This is a genomic window from Streptococcus sp. HMSC064H09 (assembly GCF_001812625.1).
Taxonomy (GTDB): domain Bacteria; phylum Bacillota; class Bacilli; order Lactobacillales; family Streptococcaceae; genus Streptococcus.
Genome location: NZ_KV809571.1, coordinates 74,520 through 95,662, shown reverse-complemented (window position 1 = coordinate 95,662; position 21,143 = coordinate 74,520). Strand labels below are relative to the sequence as shown.

Genomic DNA, 21,143 nt, shown 5'->3' with positions numbered 1-21,143 from the left:
TTTTTCACCCTCATTATACTCCTTTTTCAGAAATTGTTGAAAAGAAAAAAACCAAGCCACACAACTTGGTTTAAATCTTATTTAATATGTAATTTAGCACGCAGACTAGCAGCTCGGGCACCAAGCAAGTGATCAGCCATACGAGTTACAAGAGCAAGAACGCCATAGACACCGATTCCAAGGCCTCCTCCAATGACCAAGTAAATCACACTACCCATACGGCTTGTTGGTGACAGTACAAACTGGAACAACCAATAGAAGACCGCAACTGGAATAGCCATGAGTACTGTAAGGATACAGATGAGCAAGGCTTTTCTAAACACTGTCTTACGACTAAAGTGCGTAACAGTGTGGAGGTGATTATACATGAGAGCAATTGGAACACCTAAACCGATGGCTGTTGAAATAACAGGGCCAAGGGCTCCTAGGAAAATAATCAATGGCAACTGTAGAACAGCCTTAACTAAAACCCCAATCGCAAAATAGTTAATAGCTTTACGGGTTTCAAAGATTGCCTGAAGCATTGGTGCTAAAACGCTATACAAGGCCAAGAAAATAACTTGAATCAGACTGGCTACAAATAGCAAGTGGGCCTGACTATCTGGGGCCCCATAAAAAACTGTATAAAGTGGTTTAGCTAAAATCACTGACCCCACAATAGCAGGAACAATAAAGAGCAAAAGCAACTGTAGGTTATTGATAATCAGTTTAGCCGCTCCCTTAAGATCTTTCTTAACCATATTTTCCGTCAAGAGTGGAATCCCAACCCCGGCAATAGAAAGAGCAACGGCAATCAAAATCATGGTAATCTTACTTGGGTTTGAAGACAAGTAAGCATAGAGAACCTGAAGTTGACTGTTACTATAGCTTGTAAACTTCTCCATAGTACGGATAAAGGTCCATTGATCAATCAGTTGGAAAAGCTGAATAGCAGATCCAGTGATAATAAAAGGGACAGCTTCCTTAAAGGTTTCAATAACAATTGCAGTTGGATTGATATCCGGATGAACAGCCTGCTTGCCAAAAAGGCTCTTGAGCTTGCCCTCCTTCCAAAGGTAGAAGAAAAGCACCCCATAACTAGCCAACATACCGATGAAAGCGGCAAAAGTCGATTGGACAACTGCCGTCACATAATCGCCTGTCCCAATTTTCATGATGAAGAAGGTAGCCAACAGCATCCAAATAACACGGATAATCTGTTCCGCAATCTGACTTAAGGCATATGGCTTCATATTGTTAAAGCCTTGGAAAAAGCCTCGTAAAACAGACATGGATGGGAAAATAACAACTGCCCAAGAAAGACTACGCATTACGCGAACCAGATCCTCATCTCCCCCAGAAAGGTAAGACATCCACGGCGAAGCAAAGTACATGAAAACGCCAAAGATCAATCCGAGACCAATCATGTAATACAAGATACGCTTGAGTAAGAAGAAACTCGTCTCCATCTTTCCAAGAGTGTTGTATTTAGACACCTGTTTGGCAATTGCGACTGGAATCCCTGCTGTAGAAATCAAAAGGAAAAGGGCATAAATGTTATACCCTTGACCAAAGAGGGCATTGGCTTGGTCGCCCTGTTTACCCATCCAAGCATACCAAGGAATAATGTAAAGTGCCCCTAATAGACGACTGATAATATTGGATGCTGTCATCCACGCCGTCCCTCTTAGCATCTGCTGCTGCTGTGTGTCAGTTTTAGTTTCAGTCATAATTTTCTTTCTAAAGAATAAAATATAATCTAGTTTATTATAAACTTTTGGCTGTGACTTGTAAAACAAGAACATTAAGGCTAAAATAGGAACTATGATTACTATTGAACAAGTTCTAGAGGTTCTCAAAAAGGACCGTAATTTTCGAGATATTATTGACCAAGACAACTACTACTATTCATGGACTGGAGTGACTTTTGATCATCTTTCTTACGACAGTCGTGATGTCACACCATCTTCCCTCTTTTTTGCCAAAGGGGCTGCCTTTAAGCCTGAATTTTTAGAGAATGCTGTCAAAGCTGGCTTGAGTTTCTACGTGGCTGAGAAAGATTATCAAGTGGGAATACCTGCCATTATCGTATCAGATATTAAACAGGCTATGAGCCTCGTTGCTCAGGCCTTCTACCAATACCCTCAAGACAAGCTTAAATTACTGGCTTTTACTGGGACAAAAGGGAAAACAACAGCAGCCTACTTTGCCTTCAATATTCTCAAGCAAAGTCATAAACCTGCTATGCTTTCAACCATGAACACGACATTAGACGGAAAAAACTTCTTCAAGTCTACCTTAACAACACCTGAGAGTTTGGATCTTTTCCGTATGATGGCTGAAGCTGTTGATAATGGCATGACCCATCTGATTATGGAAGTCTCAAGTCAAGCCTATCTGACTAAGCGTGTCTATGGACTGACTTTTGATGTGGGTGTCTTTCTTAACATCAGCCCAGACCATATTGGACCTATTGAACATCCAACCTTTGAAGACTACTTCTACCATAAGCGTCTTCTCTTGGAAAACAGTCGAGTTGTTATCGTCAATAGCGGTATGGATCACTTTGCTTTTGTCGCTGAGGAAGTTGCGGATAAAGAGCATGACTTCTATGGTAAAAACTCCGACAATGCTGTTAAACATGGCTCAGGTTTTAGCTTTAAGGCAAGTGGGAAATTAGCCGGCGACTATGATATCCAACTTATAGGTGACTTTAACCAGGACAATGCTATGGCTGCAGGTCTAGCCTGCCTACGTCTTGGAGCTAGCCTTCAAGACATCAAAGAAGGGATTACTCAGACCTCTGTTCCAGGTCGTATGGAAGTTCTTACACAAACTAAAGGAGCCAAGGTTTTTGTGGACTATGCTCACAATGGAGATAGCCTAGATAAGCTCTTACAAGTCGTAACCAGCCATCAAGATGGCCATATTAGCCTAATTCTAGGGGCTCCTGGAAATAAAGGTGAAAGTCGTCGTAAAGACTTCGGACATGTCCTCAATACCTACCCTGATGTTGATGTCTTCCTAACAGCCGACGATCCTAACAAGGAGGATCCTCTTGCTATCTGTCAAGAAATTGCCAGTCACATCAACCGTGAGGTACGTATCATTGTTGATCGAGAAGAAGCAATCAAAACAGCAATGTCTGAGACTACAGACTCCAAAGACGCTGTGGTTATTGCCGGTAAAGGTGCTGATGCTTTCCAAATCGTAAATGGGAAACGTGATAACTATGCTGGCGATATTGAAGTCGCTAAAAAATATTTGTAAAGATTTAATTAAAAAGATTCAATGACATATCATTGAATCTTTTTAATTCATCTCAATTTTACAAATTAAAGCAATACTACCGATAACGTCTCAATTGAGGAGGCGTGTAAGACTGGACGAAAGCTTCAATTTCTGAAAAATCATCTGTAAAGAGGAATTTTGCTGCTGTTTCAGCCTCCAAAAAATCATGAGCAACCATGGTATCTAACATCGTTTTCATAGCATCATAATAGCCATTGAGATTGAAGAAAACACAGGGTTTGTCCAACTTACCGACTCGAGCAGCTGCAATAGCTTCAGAGATTTCTTCCAGTGTCCCTAAACCTCCTGGAAGGGCGATAAAGAGATCTCCTTGCTCTAGCATGGCAGTCTTTCGTTCTGCCATAGTTTCTACTATGGTCATTGAGGTTAACCCCTCATAAGCTATCTCCCTATCTTTGAGGAATTGTGGCATAATGCCATGAGCCTGTCCACCATTTTCCAAAACCGTATCACCAAGAACTCCCATAAGTCCCATCTTACTGCCACCATAGACTAGGGTATGCCCATTTTTAGCAATCCACTGACCCAAGGCAATTGTTGCTTTCTTAAAGCTAGGATTATCACCCATATTAGCACCCAAATAGACCGTTACTTTCATTGAAGTCCTCCTTTTTATTCTATTATAACGCAAAATTCCTGCCATAACTGACAGGAATTTTTTCTTAGTCTTTACGCTCCAAATTACGAAGCATTTCATCAATTTTATTACCGTATTCGATAGACTCATCTTTAATAAAGGTCAAATCCGGAATCTTATACATAGTCAATTTTTTACCAAGTTCACGCTTGATTGTCCCAGTAGCCTTTTCAAGACCAGTTTGTGCTTTTTGGTTATCTGAGGCCAAGGTTGAATGAATGGTGTAAAAAATCTTAGCAGCTGACAAATCACCAAGCATCTGTACATCTGTGATAGTGACATCTTGCACGCGTGGATCACGAACTTTCTTTTGAAGAATTTCATTGACCTCACGTTTGATTTCCATACCAACACGGTCTACACGAAATGAATTTCCCATAGTCTTATCCTTTCTCTCTTATTATGATGGAACAAAAGCCAGGCCAGATGACCTAGCTTTGTCTCCTAAGTAAGCTTTCTTAAAAGCTAACAAAATTAACGTTTAATTTCTTCCATAATGTAAGCTTCGATAACGTCATCAACTTTAATATCGTTATAGTTTTCAATCATCAAACCACCCTCTTGAGCGTTTCCGACTTCTTTAACGTCATCTTTAAAGTGTTTCAAGCTTGCCAATTTACCATCAAAAATAACGACACCATCACGAATCACACGGGCACTTGAATCACGAGTGATTTTACCACTAGTAACCATGAACCCACCGATTGTTCCGACTTTAGAAACCTTGAAGGTTTCACGGATAATAGCTTCACCAATGACTTTTTCTTCAAATTCAGGATCAAGCATCCCTTTCATGGCATCTTCGATTTCTTCGATAACCTTGTAGATGATGCTGTGAAGACGAATTTCAACTTCATCAGTTTCCGCTTGTTGACGTGCTTGTGGGGTAGGACGAACGTTAAATCCGATAACAACAGCATCTGAAGCTTCCGCAAGAGTAATATCAGATTCGTTGATAGCACCTACTGCTGAGTGAACAACATTAACACGAACACCCTCAACATCAATCTTAAGAAGTGATGCTGCCAAGGCTTCAACAGAACCTTGTACGTCAGCCTTGATGATAACATTAACAGTCTTCAATTCACCAGCTTTAAGGGTATCAAAGAGGTTATCAAGACTAACACGATGTGTTTGTTGACGTTGTTTCATAAGGGCACGTTTGGCACGTTCTTCACCGGCTGCACGAGCTGCTTTTTCGTCTTCATAAACGGCAAAATGGTCACCCGCCATAGGCGCTTCGTTCAAACCAGTAATTGAAACTGGTGTTGATGGTGCTGCAGTCTTAATACGACGACCAAGGTCATTGGTCATAGCACGGACACGTCCGAAGGTATTACCAACAACGATTGGGTCTTGAACATGCAAGGTACCTTGTTGAACAAGGAGGGTTGCAACCGCACCTTTACCTTTATCCAAACGCGCTTCAATAACGGTACCGATGGCACGAACTGTTGGGTCAGCTTTAAGTTCTTCCACTTCAGCCACAAGAAGAACTGTTTCAAGCAATTCTTCAATATTTTGACCAAACTTCGCTGAAATTTCAACGAATTCGCTATCCCCACCCCATGCAGTTGAGATAACGCCATGCTCTGCCAATTCACCGATTACACGCTCTGGGTTAGCACCTGGTTTATCAATCTTGTTAATCGCAACAATGATTGGAACACCAGCAGCCTTAGAGTGGTTGATGGCTTCAATAGTTTGTGGCATAACACCGTCATCCGCAGCGACAATCAAGATAGTAATATCTGTAACAGAAGCACCACGGGCACGCATAGATGTAAAGGCCGCGTGTCCTGGAGTATCAAGGAAGGTGATTTTCTTACCACCCTCTTCAATTTGGTAGGCACCAATATGCTGTGTGATACCACCAGCTTCTCCAGTCGCAACACGTGAGTTACGAAGGGTATCAAGAAGGGTTGTTTTACCATGGTCAACGTGTCCCATGATAGTAACAACTGGTGCACGTTCTACCATAGCATCTTTATTGAGGTAGTCTTCGTCAACAAAGAAACGTTCGATATCAGCATTATCGACTTCTTCTTTCTTGGTTGCTTCAATACCGTAGTCAACCATCAACAACTCAATAGTATCCCCATCAAGAGATTGGTTCTGAGTTGCCATAACACCCATCATGAAGAGTTTCTTAACGATTTCAGCTGGCTCACGTTTAATACGTTTTGCGATTTCTGCAACCGTCATGCCTTCAGTGTATTCAAATTCTTTTGGTAATTCATGGAATTTACGCTCTGTTACTGGTTTTGGAGCTGAATTACCACGGTTATTTTTACCTTTTTTATTTTTGTTTTTATTCCAGTTACTATTTCGTTGATTTCTCACTTGGTTTTGATTATTCCACTTATTATTTCTTGTTTGCTTAGGTCCATCTTCATTCTCGCGACGATTATCACGTGATTTATCTGGACGTGCCTTTTTACGACGTGTATCTTGTGTTTGCGCAGCTAGAGCTGGTTGAGCAGCCGGTGCTGGCTTGGGAGCTGGCTTAGCTTCAGCAACTGCTTTTTGAGCAGCGACTTCAGCCTGTTGTTTTTCTTTTCTTGCCTTTTCTTGCTCTTTCGCACGGCGTTGCTCTGCAGCTTTTTCTTCACGGAAGCGTGTTTCACTTTGACGTGAATATTCTGCATTTTGCTCTGCTTTCAAGGCTGCTGCACGCGCTTTAAAGTCAATACGTGGACCTGCCTGATTGTTGCGGGCAGCATCGTTACGTTTATTTCGACCTTGATCATTGCGCTGTTTACCTTGGAAATTACGGTCACGATTACTATTGTTATCGCGGTTTCCATTGTTACGGTTGCCTTGACCATTTCCATTTTGGTTGCGACGATCATTATTCTGACGTTTACCTTGATCGCTCCCTTGTTGATTTCGGTTACGATTACGGTTGTCACGGCCTCCGCCATTTTGACGACGCTCTGCCTCTGCCTTGGCACGTGCTTCACGTTCTGCCTTAAAATTACGGCTTTGTGGTTTTTTCGGAGTCGCAGGGGCTTCTTTGACTTCAGCCTTTGATGTTTCTTTAGCTGGAGCTGATTTGGCAACAGGTACCTTATCAACCTTAGGCGCTACCTTTTCCTCTTTAGGAGTTGGTGTCGCTTTAGGAGCTGGCTTGCTTTCAGCCTTAGCTGTTCCCCCTTTTAAACTTGAAGTGATACGATTAGCATCAGCTTCTTCAACTGATGAGGAATGGCTCTTCACAGAAAGACCAAGTTCTTGAGCTTTCGCAACAACAACCTTACTTTCTACACCAACCTCTTTTGCGATTTCATATAATCGTTTCTTTGACACGTGATGTCCTCCTATTCTTTAGTCCATAAGAGTCCTCATTTTCTTTGAAAATCCAGCATCAACTACAGCAACCGTTTTTCTTGGTTTACCAATAGCCATGCTTAATTCCAGTGCGTTAAACACTGTGGAGACTTCTATATTATAGTAGTTACATTTATCAGTCGTCTTTTTAGTCACGTTACTACCAGCATCATTGGCAAGAAAAACTAGTCTCGCCTGTCCTGATTGAACTGCCTTGATGACAAGTTCTTCGCCAGAAATAAGCTTTCCAGCTCTTTGTGCCAGTCCCAACATATTTGACAATTTTTCTGTGTTATTCAAGACCTAACTCTCTTCTTTTGACCTTGTGATCCACATAAGCAATGAGTTCATCATAAAAACTTTCAGGAACATCCATTGAGAAACTATGGTTAAAAGCACGTTTCTTTTTAGCTTGGAGAGCTTCTTCATTATCTAGTTTAATGTAAGCACCTCGGCCATTTTTCTTTCCTGTTGGATCAATGAAAATCTCACCATCTTTAGTTTTTACAATGCGGAGCAAATCACGTTTATCAATGATTTCTCCTGAGACAACTGATTTGCGTAAAGGTATTTTTCGTGTTTTAGCCATCAAACACCTCTATGTTCTTCTTATTCTGCTTCTGTTGTTTCAGTTACTTCTTCTGTTGTGACTTCAACAGGTGTAGCTTCTTCTGCAACAATCTCATCTACAACTTCCTCAGTAGCAGCCTCAGCTTTTTCAGCTTCGAGTGCTTCGTATTCAGAAGCTGACTTGATGTCAATACGGTAACCAGTCAAATGAGCTGCCAAACGAACGTTTTGCCCACGACGACCAATTGCAAGAGATAATTTGTTATCTGGCACAACTACTGTTGCACGTTTGCTATCATCTTCGTCGAAGAGAACATAGTCCACTTCAGCCGGTGCAATAGCATTGTAGATGAATTCAGCTGGATCTTCAACCCATTGAATAACATCAATATTTTCCTCAACAGGAACTTCAATTCCTGTCTTAGCATCCAAACGTGTTGGGTGGAAACGGCTGACAACTTTCTTAATATTGCTTCCACCACGACCAACGATAGTACCAATAGCATCAACGTTAGGATTATGACTGCGAACAGCAACCTTAGTACGATCACCTGCTTCACGAGACACGCTCATGATTTCTACAGTTCCATCAAATACTTCTGGAATTTCTTGTTCCATGATACGTTTGATGAATTCTGGATGGCTACGGCTAACAAAGACGTTAACACCTTTAGGGTTGTTTTCAACTTTATAAACATAAACATCAATGACATCATGTGACTTAAAGCTTTCACCAGGAATTTGGTCTTGGCGTGACAATTGGGCTTCAAGTGTTCCAAGATTCACATAAATGAAGCGTTGGTCAAAGCGCTCAACTGTCCCTTGCATGATTTCACCTTCATGTTGTTTATAGTCATTATAAGTGATTTCACGCATCTGCTTGCGCATTTTTTCCATAATGGTTTGTTTGGCAGATTGCGCTGCAACACGACCAAATTCATCGACTGACTCTTCAAAACGAATCTTGTCACCAAGCTCGTAAGCAGAGCTGATAGCAAGGGCATCTTTCAAGCTAATTTCCAAACGACTATCAAAGACTTCGTCTACAACTTCACGAACGGTATAAACTTGAAAATCACCTGTTTTTTCATTGAATTCAACTACAGCTGATTCTGACTGACCATAACGACGTTTGTAGGCTGACTTAAGTGATTCAACCACAGCATCGATGATGTCTTCCTTGTTAATGTGTTTTTCTTCTTCCAAGACACGGAAGGCTTCTAGCATTTCTTTGCTCATATTCTTTGTTGTTTTAGCCTCTATTGGCCAAAACTGGCATCCTTTCTTTATTTACACTAAGAGTTTTAGAGTTTGACTGCCAAACGAGCTTTAGCAACTGTTTGATAGGGAATCTCAACAGTTTTATGGCGAGTCTTATCAAGGTAATCGATTGTTAGGGTTTCCCCATCAAAGGCCACCAAGTCACCTTGGAAAATCTTGATCTTATCAATAGCTTTGTAAAGACTAACATTGATATACTGACCAACAGCATTTGTCAAAGCTTCTTTGGTTTTTAAGGGACGCTCTAACCCTGGACTAGAAACTTCCAGCATGTATTGATCCGGGAAAGGATCAGGCTGAATAGTATCCAAGAGGGGACTGATAATTTCAGTCAAGTCTGCAGTATCTTCTACAGTAATACCACCTGGCTTATCAATCAAAACTGACAAGACATAGTCACCGCCAAGCTTTTCGTACTCGATATCGACCAGTTCGTATGGCTCAGGAATAGCTGGAGCTACGACTGCCGTCACGAGATCAATAATTTTTTGCGACATTATGACCTCCTTACACACACAAGAGACGAAGTTTCTACTCCGCCTCTCTTTCGTTATTTTACTATATTATAGCATAGCTCAAAAGCCATTGCAAGGAATAACCATATCGCTGTCATTTTAAAGCAAAAAGGTTGGGAATCACCCAACCTCATTTATTGTGCCGCTGGAACAGTGCTATAGGTAGTCACACCCGATCCATTATTGTATGTAGGGGTTGTCGTACCTTGTTCCTGAACATAATTACCTGTGTTTTCACTATAATTATTACTATAGTTTGTACCTCCGTTATAGGTACTTACCGATCCACTACCTGCTGCCTCAGATGGCCCAGCCTCATAATTTGAAGATGTTTCACTTGAAGCCGCACTTCCTTTAGAATTAACGAAATCATCTGAACCATAGTTAGAGCTACCAGATCCATAGAGAACCAAACTAGTCTTAAGATTGGATTCAGAGACTTTTTTCTTACCAACTTCCTTCTTAATACGGTTTTGCACCTTAAGAATATCCTCAGTAGAGGCCACTTGATAGCTTCCTCCGTTGATCATGGCATCCGAACCAGCCAATTGGTATGACTTAATATTTTTAAGTGCATCACTATAGCCCATCAAGCTACGCAGAGTATTGGTATCACCAAGATCAATGCTAGTTTGAACATTTGAACTTACAGCTGACAAGATTTTCTTGTAAGAACCAATCGAGTCCATCTTCAAGAGCTTAGCTACAACTTTTTGAATAACCTCACGTTGACGTTTTTGACGACCATAGTCACCATCAGGGTCATCGTAACGCATACGTGAATAAACTAAGGCTTGCTCACCGTTGATTCTATGGGTTCCAGGCTCAACTTTTGCCTGAAATTCTGGTTCATTTTCTGCAATTGAAATAGGGAAATCAAAATGATTCGTTACCTCAATTCCACCCACGGCATCTACCAGATCAATCATACCCTGCATATTAATCAGTGCATAATAGTCAATATCAATATCTAAAACCTTTTGAATAGTTGAAATAGCCAAGTCAGCACCACCCTCAGCATAGGCTGAATTTAGTTTTGCTTCCCCCGACCCCTCAATATCTGTCAAAAGGTCACGTTCCAAACTGGTCATGGTTGTTTTCTTAGTCTTAGGGTTCACTGTTACCAAGATCATGGTATCAGAGTTTCCTTCCCAGGTTTCCTTACGTTCTTTGGATCCTGTATCTACCCCCATCAAGAGAATAGTTATAGGCTTAGTCTGTTGAATAGCCTTACTATTCCCTGAAGTTGCTTTAGAAGCCCTAAACGTTTTTGACAATTCGCCTGTGGCGTAATTATAAGTTGTCGTTAGGTAAATACCAGCAGCTACTACTGTCGTTGCAAAAATCGCCAACAACATCAATAAAATTTTTCGTCCAAGTTTCATGTTTTTTCTTAATCTATGAGTTTAGCCATAAGGTAAACATCTAGAAATTCTCCATTTTTAGTTCTTGCACCACGTTTCTTAGTGCCTTCAATGTCAAAGCCAAATTTTTGATAGAGGTGAACCGCCCGTTTATTACGTGCTTGAACCGTCAACTCTAAGCGGCGGATAATAGGTGTATGATCTGCCCAATCAATCATTGTTTCCATCAGAAACTGGCCAACACCATTTCCCCAGTAGGGTTTAGCAACCGCAATAAATACGTCACCAATATGACTAGTCTTAGTATCTTGATCAGAGGTTACATTACAAACACCAATGACCTCACGACCCAATTTTGCCACCAAACAAATCTCATTAAGCATATGCTGATGGCCTTCAATATAAGATGCTAACTGTTCGGCACTCAGTATAGAACTTCTAGCATCTTGTGCTAGAAAATCCGATTCCAAGGCTACAGTCTCTAGCAAGCGAGCTAGAGAGGCAGCATCCTCTCTTTGAGCTTCCTCAATGACTAATTCTTGCTCAGCCATTTACCATTTCCTCCTGAATCTCCTTACTTCTAGGACCGAAAGATTCAAAAAGCAACTGACGTCCATCTCCATGATGAGATATCGAAATTAGGAGATAATCCCCTAACAGACTCTCATCTAGGAGCTCACCCCACTCGATGATTGTCACACCTTCACCATACAGAAAATCATCTAAATCAATAGAATCTGGATCATCACCAATGCGGTAGACATCTAAATGATAGAGTGGCAGTCGCCCCTCATACTCCCTTACAATAGTATAGGTTGGACTCTTTATCATCTGTGAAATATCCAAACCTTTGGCAATCCCCTTGGTTAAGGTTGTTTTGCCAGCTCCCAGATCACCTGAGAGAACAATTATATCTCCAGAATCGAGTAGTCGACCTAGCTTTTGACCGATACTAATCAATTCTTCTTCATTTTGACTGTAAATCATGTTTTCATTATATCAAAAAATAAAAATATGGACTAGAATCCACTGTAAAAATACAGTAGAAACTTATAAATATTGAATCATTTAAGTAAGAAATCAAAATCCGTGTTTTAATTTTGGATTTATCTTAGACACATCAAACGCTCATAAATTAGATTTTTTCGTGAAATTTCTATGGCATTGAAAATTCATCAAAAAAACCTCTCACCTTTCTTCCACATAAAAATTGCAAAAGAAAAAGCCTGACAAATGTACAGACTTTTTCTTTCAAGCTTTAGAACACAGCCATACTGATGAAGTTAAGGATAAACAAGATATCCAAAATCCACATAATAAAGTGGACATCCTTAGCTTGACCTTTGACAATTTTGACCAAAGTATAAGTAAGGAACCCAGCTGCGATACCATAGGTAATGCTATATGAGAATCCCATGAAAATAGAAGTAAAGAAAGCAGGAATAGCTTCAGACAAGTCTTCCCAATCGACACTCTTAAGGTTAGAGAGCATCATAACACCTACAATAATAAGAATAGGCGCTGTTGCCGCATTTGGAACGATTGACACCACTGGACTAAAGAAACTAGAAATGGCAAAGAGTACAGCAACCACAAGAGCTGTCAAACCAGTACGTCCACCAGCACCAATACCTGCTGCAGATTCAACGTAAGTTGTAACGTTTGAAGTCCCTGCAATGGCACCAATACTTGTACCAACAAGGTCAGAGTAAAGAGCACGGTCAAGAGCTTTTGATTCGTTGTTATCACCTGTTGAAGCAATGATACCAACCTTCTCACCAGTACCGATTAAGGTACCGATAGTATCGAAGATATCAGTCAATGAGAAGGCAAGGATAGCCATAAAGACACCAGGCAAACGAGAAACGTCTGCAAAGAGTGATCCCAATCCCTTAGATCCAAGCGCTGCACCAAAGACCTGACCAAGATCTTTAATAGATGATGTCAAGCTAGCTGCGTGCCAATCGATGCTTCCAAGATCAACGACACCAGCAAAAATAGCAATGATAGTCGTTACGAGGATTGAAAGAAGAACTCCACCACGAATACCTTTAACGATAAAGAAAATCGCAATCGCAAGACCAATCAAACCGACAATAACAGTTGGGTTATTGAAGGCAACCAAACCTGGTGTAGCTGATGATGAAGCTGTAATTGAAGCCTTGGCCATATCAGCACCTTTACCTGCTACAGTGTAGGTATGAGGATTAATTGAGAATTTCAAGAAACCAGCATTTTTAATCCCCACATAGGCAAGGAAAACACCTATACCTGCTGAAATCGCAGATTTAAGGGCTGTTGGAATAGACTCAATAATCATCTTACGTACTTTAGTTACTGTGATAATCAATGAAATAACACCACATAGAAAGACCATCGCTAAGGCCTCTTGCCAAGTGTACCCCAAAGAAAAGACCACTGTATAGGTGAAGAAGGCATTAAGTCCCATACCAGGCGCTTGAGCGTATGGTAGGTTGGCATAAAAGGCCATCATCAATGTCCCTGCAACCGCACCAATAATTGTTGCTAAGAACACACCTTGTGCAGGCATCCCTGTTTGAGCCAACATCGCTGGGTTAACAAAGAGGATGTAAGACATGGCAAAGAAAGTTGTCAATCCGGCAGTCACTTCTGTACGGACGTCAGTACCATGTTCTTTCAATTTGAAAAACTTTTCCATGAAAGTTTAGACTCCTTAATAAAAAATATTGTCAAAATCCGAATAATTTCGGAACATTCTCACGTAGAATGCAACGTTACTATTCTACATGAAATTATTTTACGGTGCAAGGTTTATTTCCTGAGACTTTTCTTATGAAAAACCGAACGTTCTTAGAAAGCTCTTTCTTAATCACCAACAAAGGACAGATTTTTGCTATAATGGGAACATGACAAAAAAATTGATTGCACTAGATCTTGATGGAACCCTCTTGCGTCCAGATGGAACTATTTCAGAATTTACACAAAAAACAATTAAAGATGTACAAAACAAAGGACACCAAGTCGTTATTGCTACAGGTCGTCCTTATCGTATGGCTATCGACCATTACAAAACACTTGGGTTAGAAACACCACTCATTACCTTTAATGGCTCCTTGACCAATCTTCCAGACCAAGACTGGGCCTATGAGCATTCGGTTAAATTAGACAAAAAATATCTGATTGACCTCCTACAACGACACGATGAGTTAGAAATGGATTTTCTGGCAAGTGAATACCGAAAACATTTCTATATCACTATGAATCACCCAGAGCGTATTCAACCACAACTCTTTGGTGTTGATAAAATCATTGAGGCTATGCGTTTGGAACCAGCAAAAATTACACGCAACCCAAATGCTCTTCTTATGCAAACTCGTCATGAGGATAAGTACCAACTAGCCGATGACATCAAGAAAGACTTCAAGGAAGAAATTGAAGTTGATTCTTGGGGTGGCCCACTTAATATTTTGGAATTTTCGCCTAAAGGCATCAAAAAAGCCTACGCTCTAAACTACTTACTTAAGGCCATGCGTAAATCAACAAATGATTTGATTGCTTTTGGTGACGAACACAATGACACAGAGATGTTGGAACTTGCTAAAACTGGTTATGCCATGAAGAATGCTAGCTCTGTCCTTCTTCCCCACGCTAACGAACAAATTGAGTGGACTAATGAAGAGGATGGCGTTGCTCGCAAACTTCAAGAACTCTTTTTATAAACAAGAAAAGACACTGAAAATTTCTTCGGTGTCTTTTGTTCTGATTAAGGTAAAATAGCCACTGCACGCACTGGGGAACCTGTCGCCTTGTCCCAGTGAGGAAATGCAATTGAAATCAAAGCACCAACGGCTGGAACTTGATCCAATTGGTTCAAGACTTCTACCTGATAAATGTTTTGTTCCAAGAGGTAGTATTCGTTAACCAAGCCATGTTCTGCTGCTGGAATACCAGCATCTGTATCAAAAGTCTCATGACCGACAGCCTTAACATGGCGTTCATGAATCAAGAATTCTAGAGCTTCGCGGCTCCAACCTGGACTTTGCTGAACCCCATTTTCATCAAGGTTGCGCATAGCATCTTGATCTGGCCAACGCTTCGACCAATCACTACGAAAAGCGACAAAGGCCCCTTCAACAATTCGTCCATGTTCTGCTTCAAAGTCTAAGATATCTTGTTTGCTCAAGATAAAGTTTGGACTCGCAGCAACTTCTTTAGACTTGTCGATAACATAGAGTGGTAAAAGAAGATCTTTGAGGGCAATCTCATCCAACCAACGACCACCTTCTACAAAGTGAATCGGTGCATCAATATGCGTTCCGTATTGACCAACTACTGTAAATTTTTGAACATGGAAACCATCTTTTAATGTGAAAAGGTCTTCTTGTTTCAAAGCAGGGAGTGCTGGAAAGTGTGGACTTTCCGCATTAATTTTGTGGGTCAAGTCAACCCATTTCTTAGATTGCAATTCTTTATAAATACTTAGTAAATCTGACATAAGGAGGCCCTCTTTTCTTATAGATTTAACCTTAAATAGTTAATTGAAGAAATTATAGCAGCCATTACTAGCTATTACAAGCATTTATCTCATTTTTTCTTAATCCCATTTCTTCTAGTTAGATATAGCTTCAAACTATATCTAAATCCTTTTGTCTGAAAAAAAGTATATTTGCGATAATTTGATATTTTTTTCAATTTTATGACACTTTTGTTACGAAAAGCATTGACAAATTTATGATAACGTTTTACAATTAGATTGTTCTAATTTTCGAGGGACTAAAAAAATATTGTTGTCATTTTCATGTCATGAATGATAATACCAATAATCATTTTTCTATTCCTAAGAAGCAATATATAAAAGGAGGAAGAACACTAATGGGTATCGGTATTATTATTGCTAGCCATGGTAAATTCGCTGAAGGTATTCACCAATCAGGTTCTATGATTTTTGGTGAACAAGAGAAAGTTCAAGTGGTTACTTTCATGCCAAATGAAGGTCCAGACGACTTGTACGCTCACTTCAAAGATGCCATCGCTCAATTTGACGCTGACGACGAAATTCTTGTCCTTGCAGACCTTTGGTCTGGATCCCCATTTAACCAGGCAAGCCGTATCAAGGAAGAAAATCCTGATCGCAAGATGGTTATCGTGACAGGACTCAACTTGCCAATGCTTATCCAAGCATATACGGAACGTATGGTAGCTCCTGACGCTGGGGTTGAAGAGATTGTCGCTAACATTTATAAGGAAACAAAAGAAGGCGTTAAAGTCCTTCCAGAAGGCCTTATTCCTGAAGAAGACACTAAACCAGCCGACGCTAAACCTTCTATTCCTAAAGGTACCATTCCTGAAGGAACCGTTCTTGGTGATGGAAAAATCAAATACGTTTTGGCTCGTGTTGACACACGTCTCCTCCACGGTCAGGTTGCGACTGGTTGGACTCACTCAACTCACCCAGACCGTATCATCGTTGTTTCAGACACTGTTTGTCATGATAAACTTCGTACAAGCATGATTAAACAAGCCGCTCCATCTGGTGTTCAAGTTCACGTTATCCCAATTAAAAACATGGTTAAAGCAAACAATGACCCACGTTTTGGTGATACACGTGCTATGCTTCTCTTTGAATCTGTTGAAGATGCTCTTGCTGCTGTTAAAGCAGGTGTTGATGTTAAAGAAATCAACCTTGGTTCTTCAGCTTATAAAGAAGGAAAAGTCAACGTTACTAAAGCTCTTTCATTTGACCAAACAGATGTGGATGCTATCAAAGAGTTGCAATCATTGGGTGTCAAATTTGACGTTCGTGGGGTACCAAGTGATAGCCCAGCAAACGTTGATACCTTGATTAAGTCAGCTGAAACTAAATTAGCAGAGAAGAAATAATTTTGGAGGATGCATAAATGAGTTTAGTACAAATTATTTTAGTCGTAATTGTTGCTTTCATCATCGGTTGTAGCTCAGTTAACGACCAAATCGAAACATACCAGCCAGTTGTGGCTTGTTCCCTAATCGGTCTTGTTACTGGTCATCTCGAACTCGGCGTAATGTTGGGTGGTAGCTTACAGTTGATTACTTCGGGATGGGCAAACGTTGGTGCTGCCATGGCACCAGATGCTTCACTTGCCGCTGTAGCTTCTACAATCATCCTTATCTTGGGTGGCCAAGGAGCTAAAGGAATTGGTCCTGCCATCGCCCTTGCGGTGCCTTTAGCTGTTGCCGGCCTTGCCTTGACAATGTTTGTCCGTACAGCAACTGTTTTCATCTCTCATATTATGGATAGCCGTGCAGAAGCTGCTGATATCGCTGGTGTTGAAAGATGGCACTTCATCGGTATGGCCCTCCAAGGTCTCCGTGTTGCTATCCCTGCCCTCCTCTTGCTCTTGATTCCTGCACACATCGTACAATCTGGTCTTGAAGCTATGCCTGAATGGTTAACATCAGGTATGACAATCGGTGGTGGTATGGTTGTAGCTGTTGGTTATGCCATGGTTATCAACATGATGTCTAGTCGCGAAGTTTGGCCATTCTTCTTCCTTGGTTTTGCTTTGGCTGCCCTCAAAGAATTGACCTTGATTAGCTTGGGTATCATCGGTCTCTGCCTTGCCGTTATGTACCTTGCACTTGAAGCTAGTGGTTCATTGGGTTCTTCAAACGACGGAGGATCAGGTGATCCCCTCGGTGAAATTCTGGAAGACTTTTAATTAGGAGGAAAGAAAATGGCTGATTCAAAAATTAAATTAACAAAAGCAGATCGTTTCAAAGCTTTCTTGCGCTCATACTTCCTTTTAGCTTCATTCAACTATGAACGTATGCAAAATGGTGGTGTGGCTTACACCCTTATTCCTGCAATCAAAAAACTTTATCAAACTAAAGAAGACCGTGCTGCTGCTCTTAAACGTCACTTGGAATTCTTTAATACACAACCTTTCATGGCTAACCCAATCTTTGGGGTTACACTTGCCTTGGAAGAAGAACGTGCCAACGGTGCTGAGATCGATGATGCTGCTATCTCAGGGGTTAAGGTCGGTATGATGGGACCTCTTGCAGGTGCCGGTGACCCTCTCTTCTGGTTTACCCTTCGTCCAATCTTCCTTTCACTAGGAGCAGGTTTGGCAGTTTCAGGTAACGTCCTAGGCCCAATCGTCTTCTTCGTTCTCTGGAATGTTATGGTTGCCGCTGTTAAATGGTATACTCAAGAATTCGGTTATAGAGCTGGTGCTGCGATTACAGACGACGTGTCTGGTAACCTTCTTCAACAAGTAACTCGTGGCGCATCAATGATGGGGATGTTCGTTATCGGTTCTCTTATTCAACGTTGGGTAAGTATCACCTTCACACCAGTTGTCTCTACTGTTAAACAACAAGAAGGTGCTTATATCGATTGGGATAAACTTCCAAAAGGTATTGCCGGTGTTAAAGAAGCCTTCCATCAACAAGCTGCCGGTCGCTCTCTTGACGTTAACAAAGTGACAACCTTGCAAGATAACTTGAACCAATTGATTCCTGGTCTTGCTGCCCTTGGTTTGACTTTCCTCTGTATGTACCTTCTTAAGAGAAAAGTTTCTCCAATCGTTATCATCTTGGGTATCTTTGTCCTAGCTATTGTGCTCCACATTATTGGTCTACTCTAATCGGAGCAAGGTATGGTTAAATCGCTCAATACCGAAATGGCTCACACAACTAAGGGAACTTGGTTTCGTGAAGGGCCTATTTACGGAAATATCATGGTCGGAGATAAGGCCTTCGAATTTTACAATGATACGAAGTTGCAAGACTACGTTCAAATTCCTTGGGATGAAATCACTTATGTGATTGCCGATGTCTACTTCGGTGGTAAATTCATCCCACGCTTTGAAATCCGTACTAAGCAAAATGGACGTTTCCGTTTTGCCAGTCGAAAAAGCCGAATAACTTTGAAAGAAATTCAAAAAAGAATTCCTCGAGAAAGTTTAAGAAAAGCACCTAGCTTCATCGTTGTTCTCAAACAAGGCTTTAAGAATCTTTTCCGACTCATTGTCAAGAAGAAATAATCTCCGAATATTATAAAAAGATTGTCCAATCTAATGGTTGGGCAATCTTTTTATAATACTTTGCTCATTTTTGAAAGAAATTGACTTCTTTTGAAATTTTATCTCACTAGCTATTGACATTTACGTGAAAGCGTTTTACAATATAATTGTTCTTGATTTCTTATGTTTAAAAAGATTGAGAGACGCTTTTTTTAGCGTCTTGAAAAAAATCGGAGATAGTCTTTTTAAGCCTAGGAAAAAATAATTTATAAGGAGGAGAACACGAATGGGTATCGGTATTATTATTGCCAGCCATGGTAAGTTCGCTGAAGGGATCCACCAATCAGGCTCTATGATTTTTGGAGACCAAGAGAAAGTTCAAGTCGTAACTTTCATGCCAAGTGAAGGTCCTGATGATTTGTACGCTCACTTCAACGACGCCATTGCACAATTCGATGCTGATGATGAAATTCTTGTTTTGGCTGACCTTTGGTCTGGTTCACCATTTAACCAAGCTAGCCGAATTGCTGGAGAAAATCCAGATCGCAAGATTGCTATCATCACAGGACTTAACTTGCCAATGCTAATCCAAGCATACACTGAACGTATGATGGATGCTAACGCTACTGCAGAGCAAGTTGCTGCTAATATCATCAAGGAAGCTAAGGGTGGTATCAAGGCACTTCCAGAGGAGCTTAATCCAGCTGAGGAAACAACAGCAGCTCCTGTAGAAGCTGCTGCACCTCAAGGAGCTATCCCAGAAGGGACAGTTATCGGAGATGGTAAACTCAAGATTAACTTGGCACGTTTGGACACACGTCTCTTGCATGGTCAGGTAGCAACTAACTGGACACCTGCTTCTAAAGCAGACCGTATCATTGTTGCTTCAGATGACGTTGCTAAAGATGAGCTTCGTAAAGAATTGATCAAACAAGCAGCACCAAATGGGGTTAAAGCAAACGTTGTTCCAATTCAAAAATTGATTGATGCTTCTAAGGACCCTCGCTTTGGTAACACACACGCGCTTATCTTGTTCGAAACTGTTCAAGACGCACTTCGTGCTATCGAAGGTGGCGTGCCAATCAAAGAACTTAACGTTGGTTCTATGGCTCACTCAACTGGTAAAACAATGGTTAACAACGTTTTGTCTATGGACAAAGACGATGTTGCTTGCTTCGAAAAATTGCGTGACCTTGGCGTTGAATTCGACGTCCGTAAGGTACCAAACGATTCTAAGAAAGATTTGTTCGACCTTATCAAAAAAGCTAACGTTCAATAACCTTCATTCGGATAAATTAGTTGATACTCTCAGCTAATCACAACTCAATAGAAAAGGAATTATTACCATGTCAGATATGTCAATTATTTCTGCAATTTTGGTCGTAGTTGTTGCCTTCCTTGCTGGTCTTGAAGGTATCCTTGACCAATTCCAATTCCACCAACCACTTGTTGCATGTACCCTCATCGGTGCTGCTACAGGTAACCTCACTGCAGGTATCATGCTTGGTGGTTCTCTTCAAATGATTGCCCTTGCTTGGGCTAATATCGGTGCCGCTGTCGCTCCTGACGCTGCCCTTGCCTCTGTTGCTGCTGCCATCATTTTGGTTAAAGGTGGCAACTTCACTCAAGAAGGTATCGGTGTTGCGACTGCAACAGCTATACCACTTGCAGTTGCCGGTCTCTTCTTAACTATGCTTGTTCGTACAGCTTCTGTTGCCCTTGTTCACACTGCTGATAAGGCTGCAGAAAACGGAAACATCGCTGGTGTTGAACGTGCACACTACCTCGCTCTCCTTCTTCAAGGTTTGCGTATTGCGGTTCCAGCAGCCCTTCTTCTTGCTATCCCAGCTCAATCTGTTCAACATGCCCTTAACTTGATGCCTGGCTGGCTCAACCATGGTATGGTTGTCGGTGGTGGTATGGTCGTAGCCGTTGGTTACGCCATGGTTATCAACATGATGGCAACTCGTGAAGTTTGGCCATTCTTTGCCATTGGTTTTGCGCTTGCAGCTATTAGTCAATTGACTCTTATCGCTCTTGGTGCAATCGGTGTCGCTATCGCCTTCGTTTACCTCAACCTTTCTAAACAAGGTGGCGGGAATGGTGGCGGAACTTCATCTGGTTCAGGCGACCCAATCGGCGATATCTTGGAAGACTACTAGGAAGG

The 21,143-nt window shown here is 41.2% G+C and carries 21 protein-coding genes; 8 read left to right on the top strand and 13 right to left on the bottom strand.

Annotated features, from left to right (window positions below; genetic code table 11):
• Positions 1–77: 77 nt before the first annotated feature.
• Positions 78–1,709 (bottom strand): putative polysaccharide biosynthesis protein, encoded by a 1,632-nt coding sequence (locus tag HMPREF2867_RS03885; RefSeq protein WP_070575944.1) that lies wholly within the window; start codon positions 1,707–1,709, stop codon positions 78–80.
• 94 nt (positions 1,710–1,803) lie between these two features.
• Between HMPREF2867_RS03885 and HMPREF2867_RS03880 the strand changes: the two genes are divergently transcribed.
• A complete protein-coding gene (locus HMPREF2867_RS03880; protein ID WP_070575941.1) occupies positions 1,804–3,249 on the top strand; it encodes a UDP-N-acetylmuramoyl-L-alanyl-D-glutamate--L-lysine ligase in 1,446 nt (481 codons plus the stop codon).
• Positions 3,250–3,325: 76 nt separating this feature from the next.
• On the opposite strand, the gene HMPREF2867_RS03875 is transcribed toward HMPREF2867_RS03880, so the two are convergent.
• The 11 genes from HMPREF2867_RS03875 to HMPREF2867_RS03825 form a co-directional block, all read right to left on the bottom strand.
• On the bottom strand, positions 3,326–3,889 hold the full coding sequence (locus HMPREF2867_RS03875) for an LOG family protein (protein WP_070575938.1): 564 nt from the start codon (positions 3,887–3,889) through the stop codon (positions 3,326–3,328).
• A 64-nt stretch (positions 3,890–3,953) separates the two neighbouring features.
• Positions 3,954–4,307 carry a 30S ribosome-binding factor RbfA gene (gene rbfA, locus HMPREF2867_RS03870; RefSeq protein WP_002883798.1) on the bottom strand — a complete coding sequence of 118 codons (354 nt, stop codon included), beginning with the start codon at positions 4,305–4,307 and terminating at the stop codon, positions 3,954–3,956.
• A 95-nt stretch (positions 4,308–4,402) separates the two neighbouring features.
• The gene (gene infB, locus HMPREF2867_RS03865; protein ID WP_070575932.1) at positions 4,403–7,237 is read right to left on the bottom strand and encodes a translation initiation factor IF-2; all 2,835 of its coding nucleotides are present in this window, start codon (positions 7,235–7,237) and stop codon (positions 4,403–4,405) included.
• Positions 7,238–7,255: 18 nt separating this feature from the next.
• Positions 7,256–7,558 (bottom strand): YlxQ-related RNA-binding protein, encoded by a 303-nt coding sequence (locus HMPREF2867_RS03860; RefSeq protein WP_002883776.1) that lies wholly within the window; start codon positions 7,556–7,558, stop codon positions 7,256–7,258.
• Positions 7,551–7,847, bottom strand: coding sequence for an RNase P modulator RnpM (rnpM, locus tag HMPREF2867_RS03855; protein ID WP_002883779.1), 297 nt, complete (start codon positions 7,845–7,847; stop codon positions 7,551–7,553). Before rnpM ends, HMPREF2867_RS03860 begins: the two co-directional genes overlap by 8 nt.
• Before the next feature lie 20 nt (positions 7,848–7,867).
• Positions 7,868–9,067, bottom strand: coding sequence for a transcription termination factor NusA (gene nusA / locus HMPREF2867_RS03850; RefSeq protein WP_064524541.1), 1,200 nt, complete (start codon positions 9,065–9,067; stop codon positions 7,868–7,870).
• A 65-nt stretch (positions 9,068–9,132) separates the two neighbouring features.
• On the bottom strand, positions 9,133–9,606 hold the full coding sequence (gene rimP / locus HMPREF2867_RS03845) for a ribosome maturation factor RimP (protein WP_002883745.1): 474 nt from the start codon (positions 9,604–9,606) through the stop codon (positions 9,133–9,135).
• A 152-nt stretch (positions 9,607–9,758) separates the two neighbouring features.
• Positions 9,759–11,009 carry a glycopolymer--peptidoglycan transferase LytR gene (locus HMPREF2867_RS03840; protein ID WP_070575928.1) on the bottom strand — a complete coding sequence of 417 codons (1,251 nt, stop codon included), beginning with the start codon at positions 11,007–11,009 and terminating at the stop codon, positions 9,759–9,761.
• Positions 11,010–11,017: 8 nt separating this feature from the next.
• Entirely contained in the window at positions 11,018–11,539 is a 522-nt protein-coding gene (locus HMPREF2867_RS03835) for a GNAT family N-acetyltransferase (protein ID WP_060973182.1), read from the bottom strand.
• Positions 11,532–11,975: a tRNA (adenosine(37)-N6)-threonylcarbamoyltransferase complex ATPase subunit type 1 TsaE gene (tsaE, locus tag HMPREF2867_RS03830; protein WP_014633907.1), complete on the bottom strand. Its 444-nt coding sequence runs from the start codon at positions 11,973–11,975 to the stop codon at positions 11,532–11,534. The genes HMPREF2867_RS03835 and tsaE overlap by 8 nt, the downstream gene beginning before the upstream one ends.
• A gap of 271 nt (positions 11,976–12,246) precedes the next feature.
• A complete protein-coding gene (locus HMPREF2867_RS03825) occupies positions 12,247–13,668 on the bottom strand; it encodes an NCS2 family permease (protein ID WP_002883789.1) in 1,422 nt (473 codons plus the stop codon).
• A gap of 208 nt (positions 13,669–13,876) precedes the next feature.
• Here HMPREF2867_RS03825 and HMPREF2867_RS03820 point away from each other — a divergent pair, with 208 nt between their 5' ends.
• Positions 13,877–14,689: a Cof-type HAD-IIB family hydrolase gene (locus HMPREF2867_RS03820; protein ID WP_070575926.1), complete on the top strand. Its 813-nt coding sequence runs from the start codon at positions 13,877–13,879 to the stop codon at positions 14,687–14,689.
• Between the two features lie 44 nt (positions 14,690–14,733).
• Here HMPREF2867_RS03820 and HMPREF2867_RS03815 read toward each other — a convergent pair whose 3' ends face one another.
• Complete coding sequence (locus HMPREF2867_RS03815; protein WP_070575923.1) at positions 14,734–15,465, bottom strand: cyclase family protein; 732 nt, start codon at positions 15,463–15,465, stop codon at positions 14,734–14,736.
• 377 nt (positions 15,466–15,842) lie between these two features.
• On the opposite strand from HMPREF2867_RS03815, the gene HMPREF2867_RS03810 reads away from it, so the two are divergent.
• The 6 genes from HMPREF2867_RS03810 (at position 15,843) to HMPREF2867_RS03785 (ending at position 21,138) form a co-directional block, all read left to right on the top strand.
• Positions 15,843–16,850, top strand: coding sequence for a PTS sugar transporter subunit IIB (locus HMPREF2867_RS03810; RefSeq protein ID WP_060973178.1), 1,008 nt, complete (start codon positions 15,843–15,845; stop codon positions 16,848–16,850).
• A 17-nt stretch (positions 16,851–16,867) separates the two neighbouring features.
• On the top strand, positions 16,868–17,668 hold the full coding sequence (locus tag HMPREF2867_RS03805; protein WP_038675307.1) for a PTS mannose/fructose/sorbose transporter subunit IIC: 801 nt from the start codon (positions 16,868–16,870) through the stop codon (positions 17,666–17,668).
• A 15-nt stretch (positions 17,669–17,683) separates the two neighbouring features.
• The gene (locus tag HMPREF2867_RS03800; RefSeq protein WP_070575920.1) at positions 17,684–18,598 is read left to right on the top strand and encodes a PTS system mannose/fructose/sorbose family transporter subunit IID; all 915 of its coding nucleotides are present in this window, start codon (positions 17,684–17,686) and stop codon (positions 18,596–18,598) included.
• Positions 18,599–18,610: 12 nt separating this feature from the next.
• Positions 18,611–18,997 carry a DUF956 family protein gene (locus HMPREF2867_RS03795; RefSeq protein ID WP_014633902.1) on the top strand — a complete coding sequence of 129 codons (387 nt, stop codon included), beginning with the start codon at positions 18,611–18,613 and terminating at the stop codon, positions 18,995–18,997.
• A 265-nt stretch (positions 18,998–19,262) separates the two neighbouring features.
• Positions 19,263–20,255: a PTS sugar transporter subunit IIB gene (locus HMPREF2867_RS03790; RefSeq protein ID WP_002883770.1), complete on the top strand. Its 993-nt coding sequence runs from the start codon at positions 19,263–19,265 to the stop codon at positions 20,253–20,255.
• Positions 20,256–20,322: 67 nt separating this feature from the next.
• Positions 20,323–21,138 carry a PTS mannose/fructose/sorbose transporter subunit IIC gene (locus HMPREF2867_RS03785; RefSeq protein WP_014633901.1) on the top strand — a complete coding sequence of 272 codons (816 nt, stop codon included), beginning with the start codon at positions 20,323–20,325 and terminating at the stop codon, positions 21,136–21,138.
• The last annotated feature ends 5 nt before the right edge of the window (positions 21,139–21,143 follow it).

Coding starts and splice junctions, on each gene's coding strand:
- HMPREF2867_RS03810 (WP_060973178.1), top strand. CDS start 15,843: ATGGGTATCGGTATTATTATTGCTAGCCATGGTAAATTCGCTGAAGGT.
- HMPREF2867_RS03885 (WP_070575944.1), bottom strand. CDS start 1,709: ATGACTGAAACTAAAACTGACACACAGCAGCAGCAGATGCTAAGAGGG.
- HMPREF2867_RS03840 (WP_070575928.1), bottom strand. CDS start 11,009: ATGAAACTTGGACGAAAAATTTTATTGATGTTGTTGGCGATTTTTGCA.
- HMPREF2867_RS03815 (WP_070575923.1), bottom strand. CDS start 15,465: ATGTCAGATTTACTAAGTATTTATAAAGAATTGCAATCTAAGAAATGG.
- rnpM (WP_002883779.1), bottom strand. CDS start 7,847: ATGGCTAAAACACGAAAAATACCTTTACGCAAATCAGTTGTCTCAGGA.
- HMPREF2867_RS03785 (WP_014633901.1), top strand. CDS start 20,323: ATGTCAGATATGTCAATTATTTCTGCAATTTTGGTCGTAGTTGTTGCC.
- HMPREF2867_RS03880 (WP_070575941.1), top strand. CDS start 1,804: ATGATTACTATTGAACAAGTTCTAGAGGTTCTCAAAAAGGACCGTAAT.
- HMPREF2867_RS03790 (WP_002883770.1), top strand. CDS start 19,263: ATGGGTATCGGTATTATTATTGCCAGCCATGGTAAGTTCGCTGAAGGG.
- HMPREF2867_RS03875 (WP_070575938.1), bottom strand. CDS start 3,889: ATGAAAGTAACGGTCTATTTGGGTGCTAATATGGGTGATAATCCTAGC.
- HMPREF2867_RS03835 (WP_060973182.1), bottom strand. CDS start 11,539: ATGGCTGAGCAAGAATTAGTCATTGAGGAAGCTCAAAGAGAGGATGCT.
- HMPREF2867_RS03805 (WP_038675307.1), top strand. CDS start 16,868: ATGAGTTTAGTACAAATTATTTTAGTCGTAATTGTTGCTTTCATCATC.
- tsaE (WP_014633907.1), bottom strand. CDS start 11,975: ATGATTTACAGTCAAAATGAAGAAGAATTGATTAGTATCGGTCAAAAG.
- HMPREF2867_RS03825 (WP_002883789.1), bottom strand. CDS start 13,668: ATGGAAAAGTTTTTCAAATTGAAAGAACATGGTACTGACGTCCGTACA.
- HMPREF2867_RS03800 (WP_070575920.1), top strand. CDS start 17,684: ATGGCTGATTCAAAAATTAAATTAACAAAAGCAGATCGTTTCAAAGCT.
- nusA (WP_064524541.1), bottom strand. CDS start 9,067: ATGAGCAAAGAAATGCTAGAAGCCTTCCGTGTCTTGGAAGAAGAAAAA.
- rimP (WP_002883745.1), bottom strand. CDS start 9,606: ATGTCGCAAAAAATTATTGATCTCGTGACGGCAGTCGTAGCTCCAGCT.
- HMPREF2867_RS03820 (WP_070575926.1), top strand. CDS start 13,877: ATGACAAAAAAATTGATTGCACTAGATCTTGATGGAACCCTCTTGCGT.
- HMPREF2867_RS03795 (WP_014633902.1), top strand. CDS start 18,611: ATGGTTAAATCGCTCAATACCGAAATGGCTCACACAACTAAGGGAACT.
- rbfA (WP_002883798.1), bottom strand. CDS start 4,307: ATGGGAAATTCATTTCGTGTAGACCGTGTTGGTATGGAAATCAAACGT.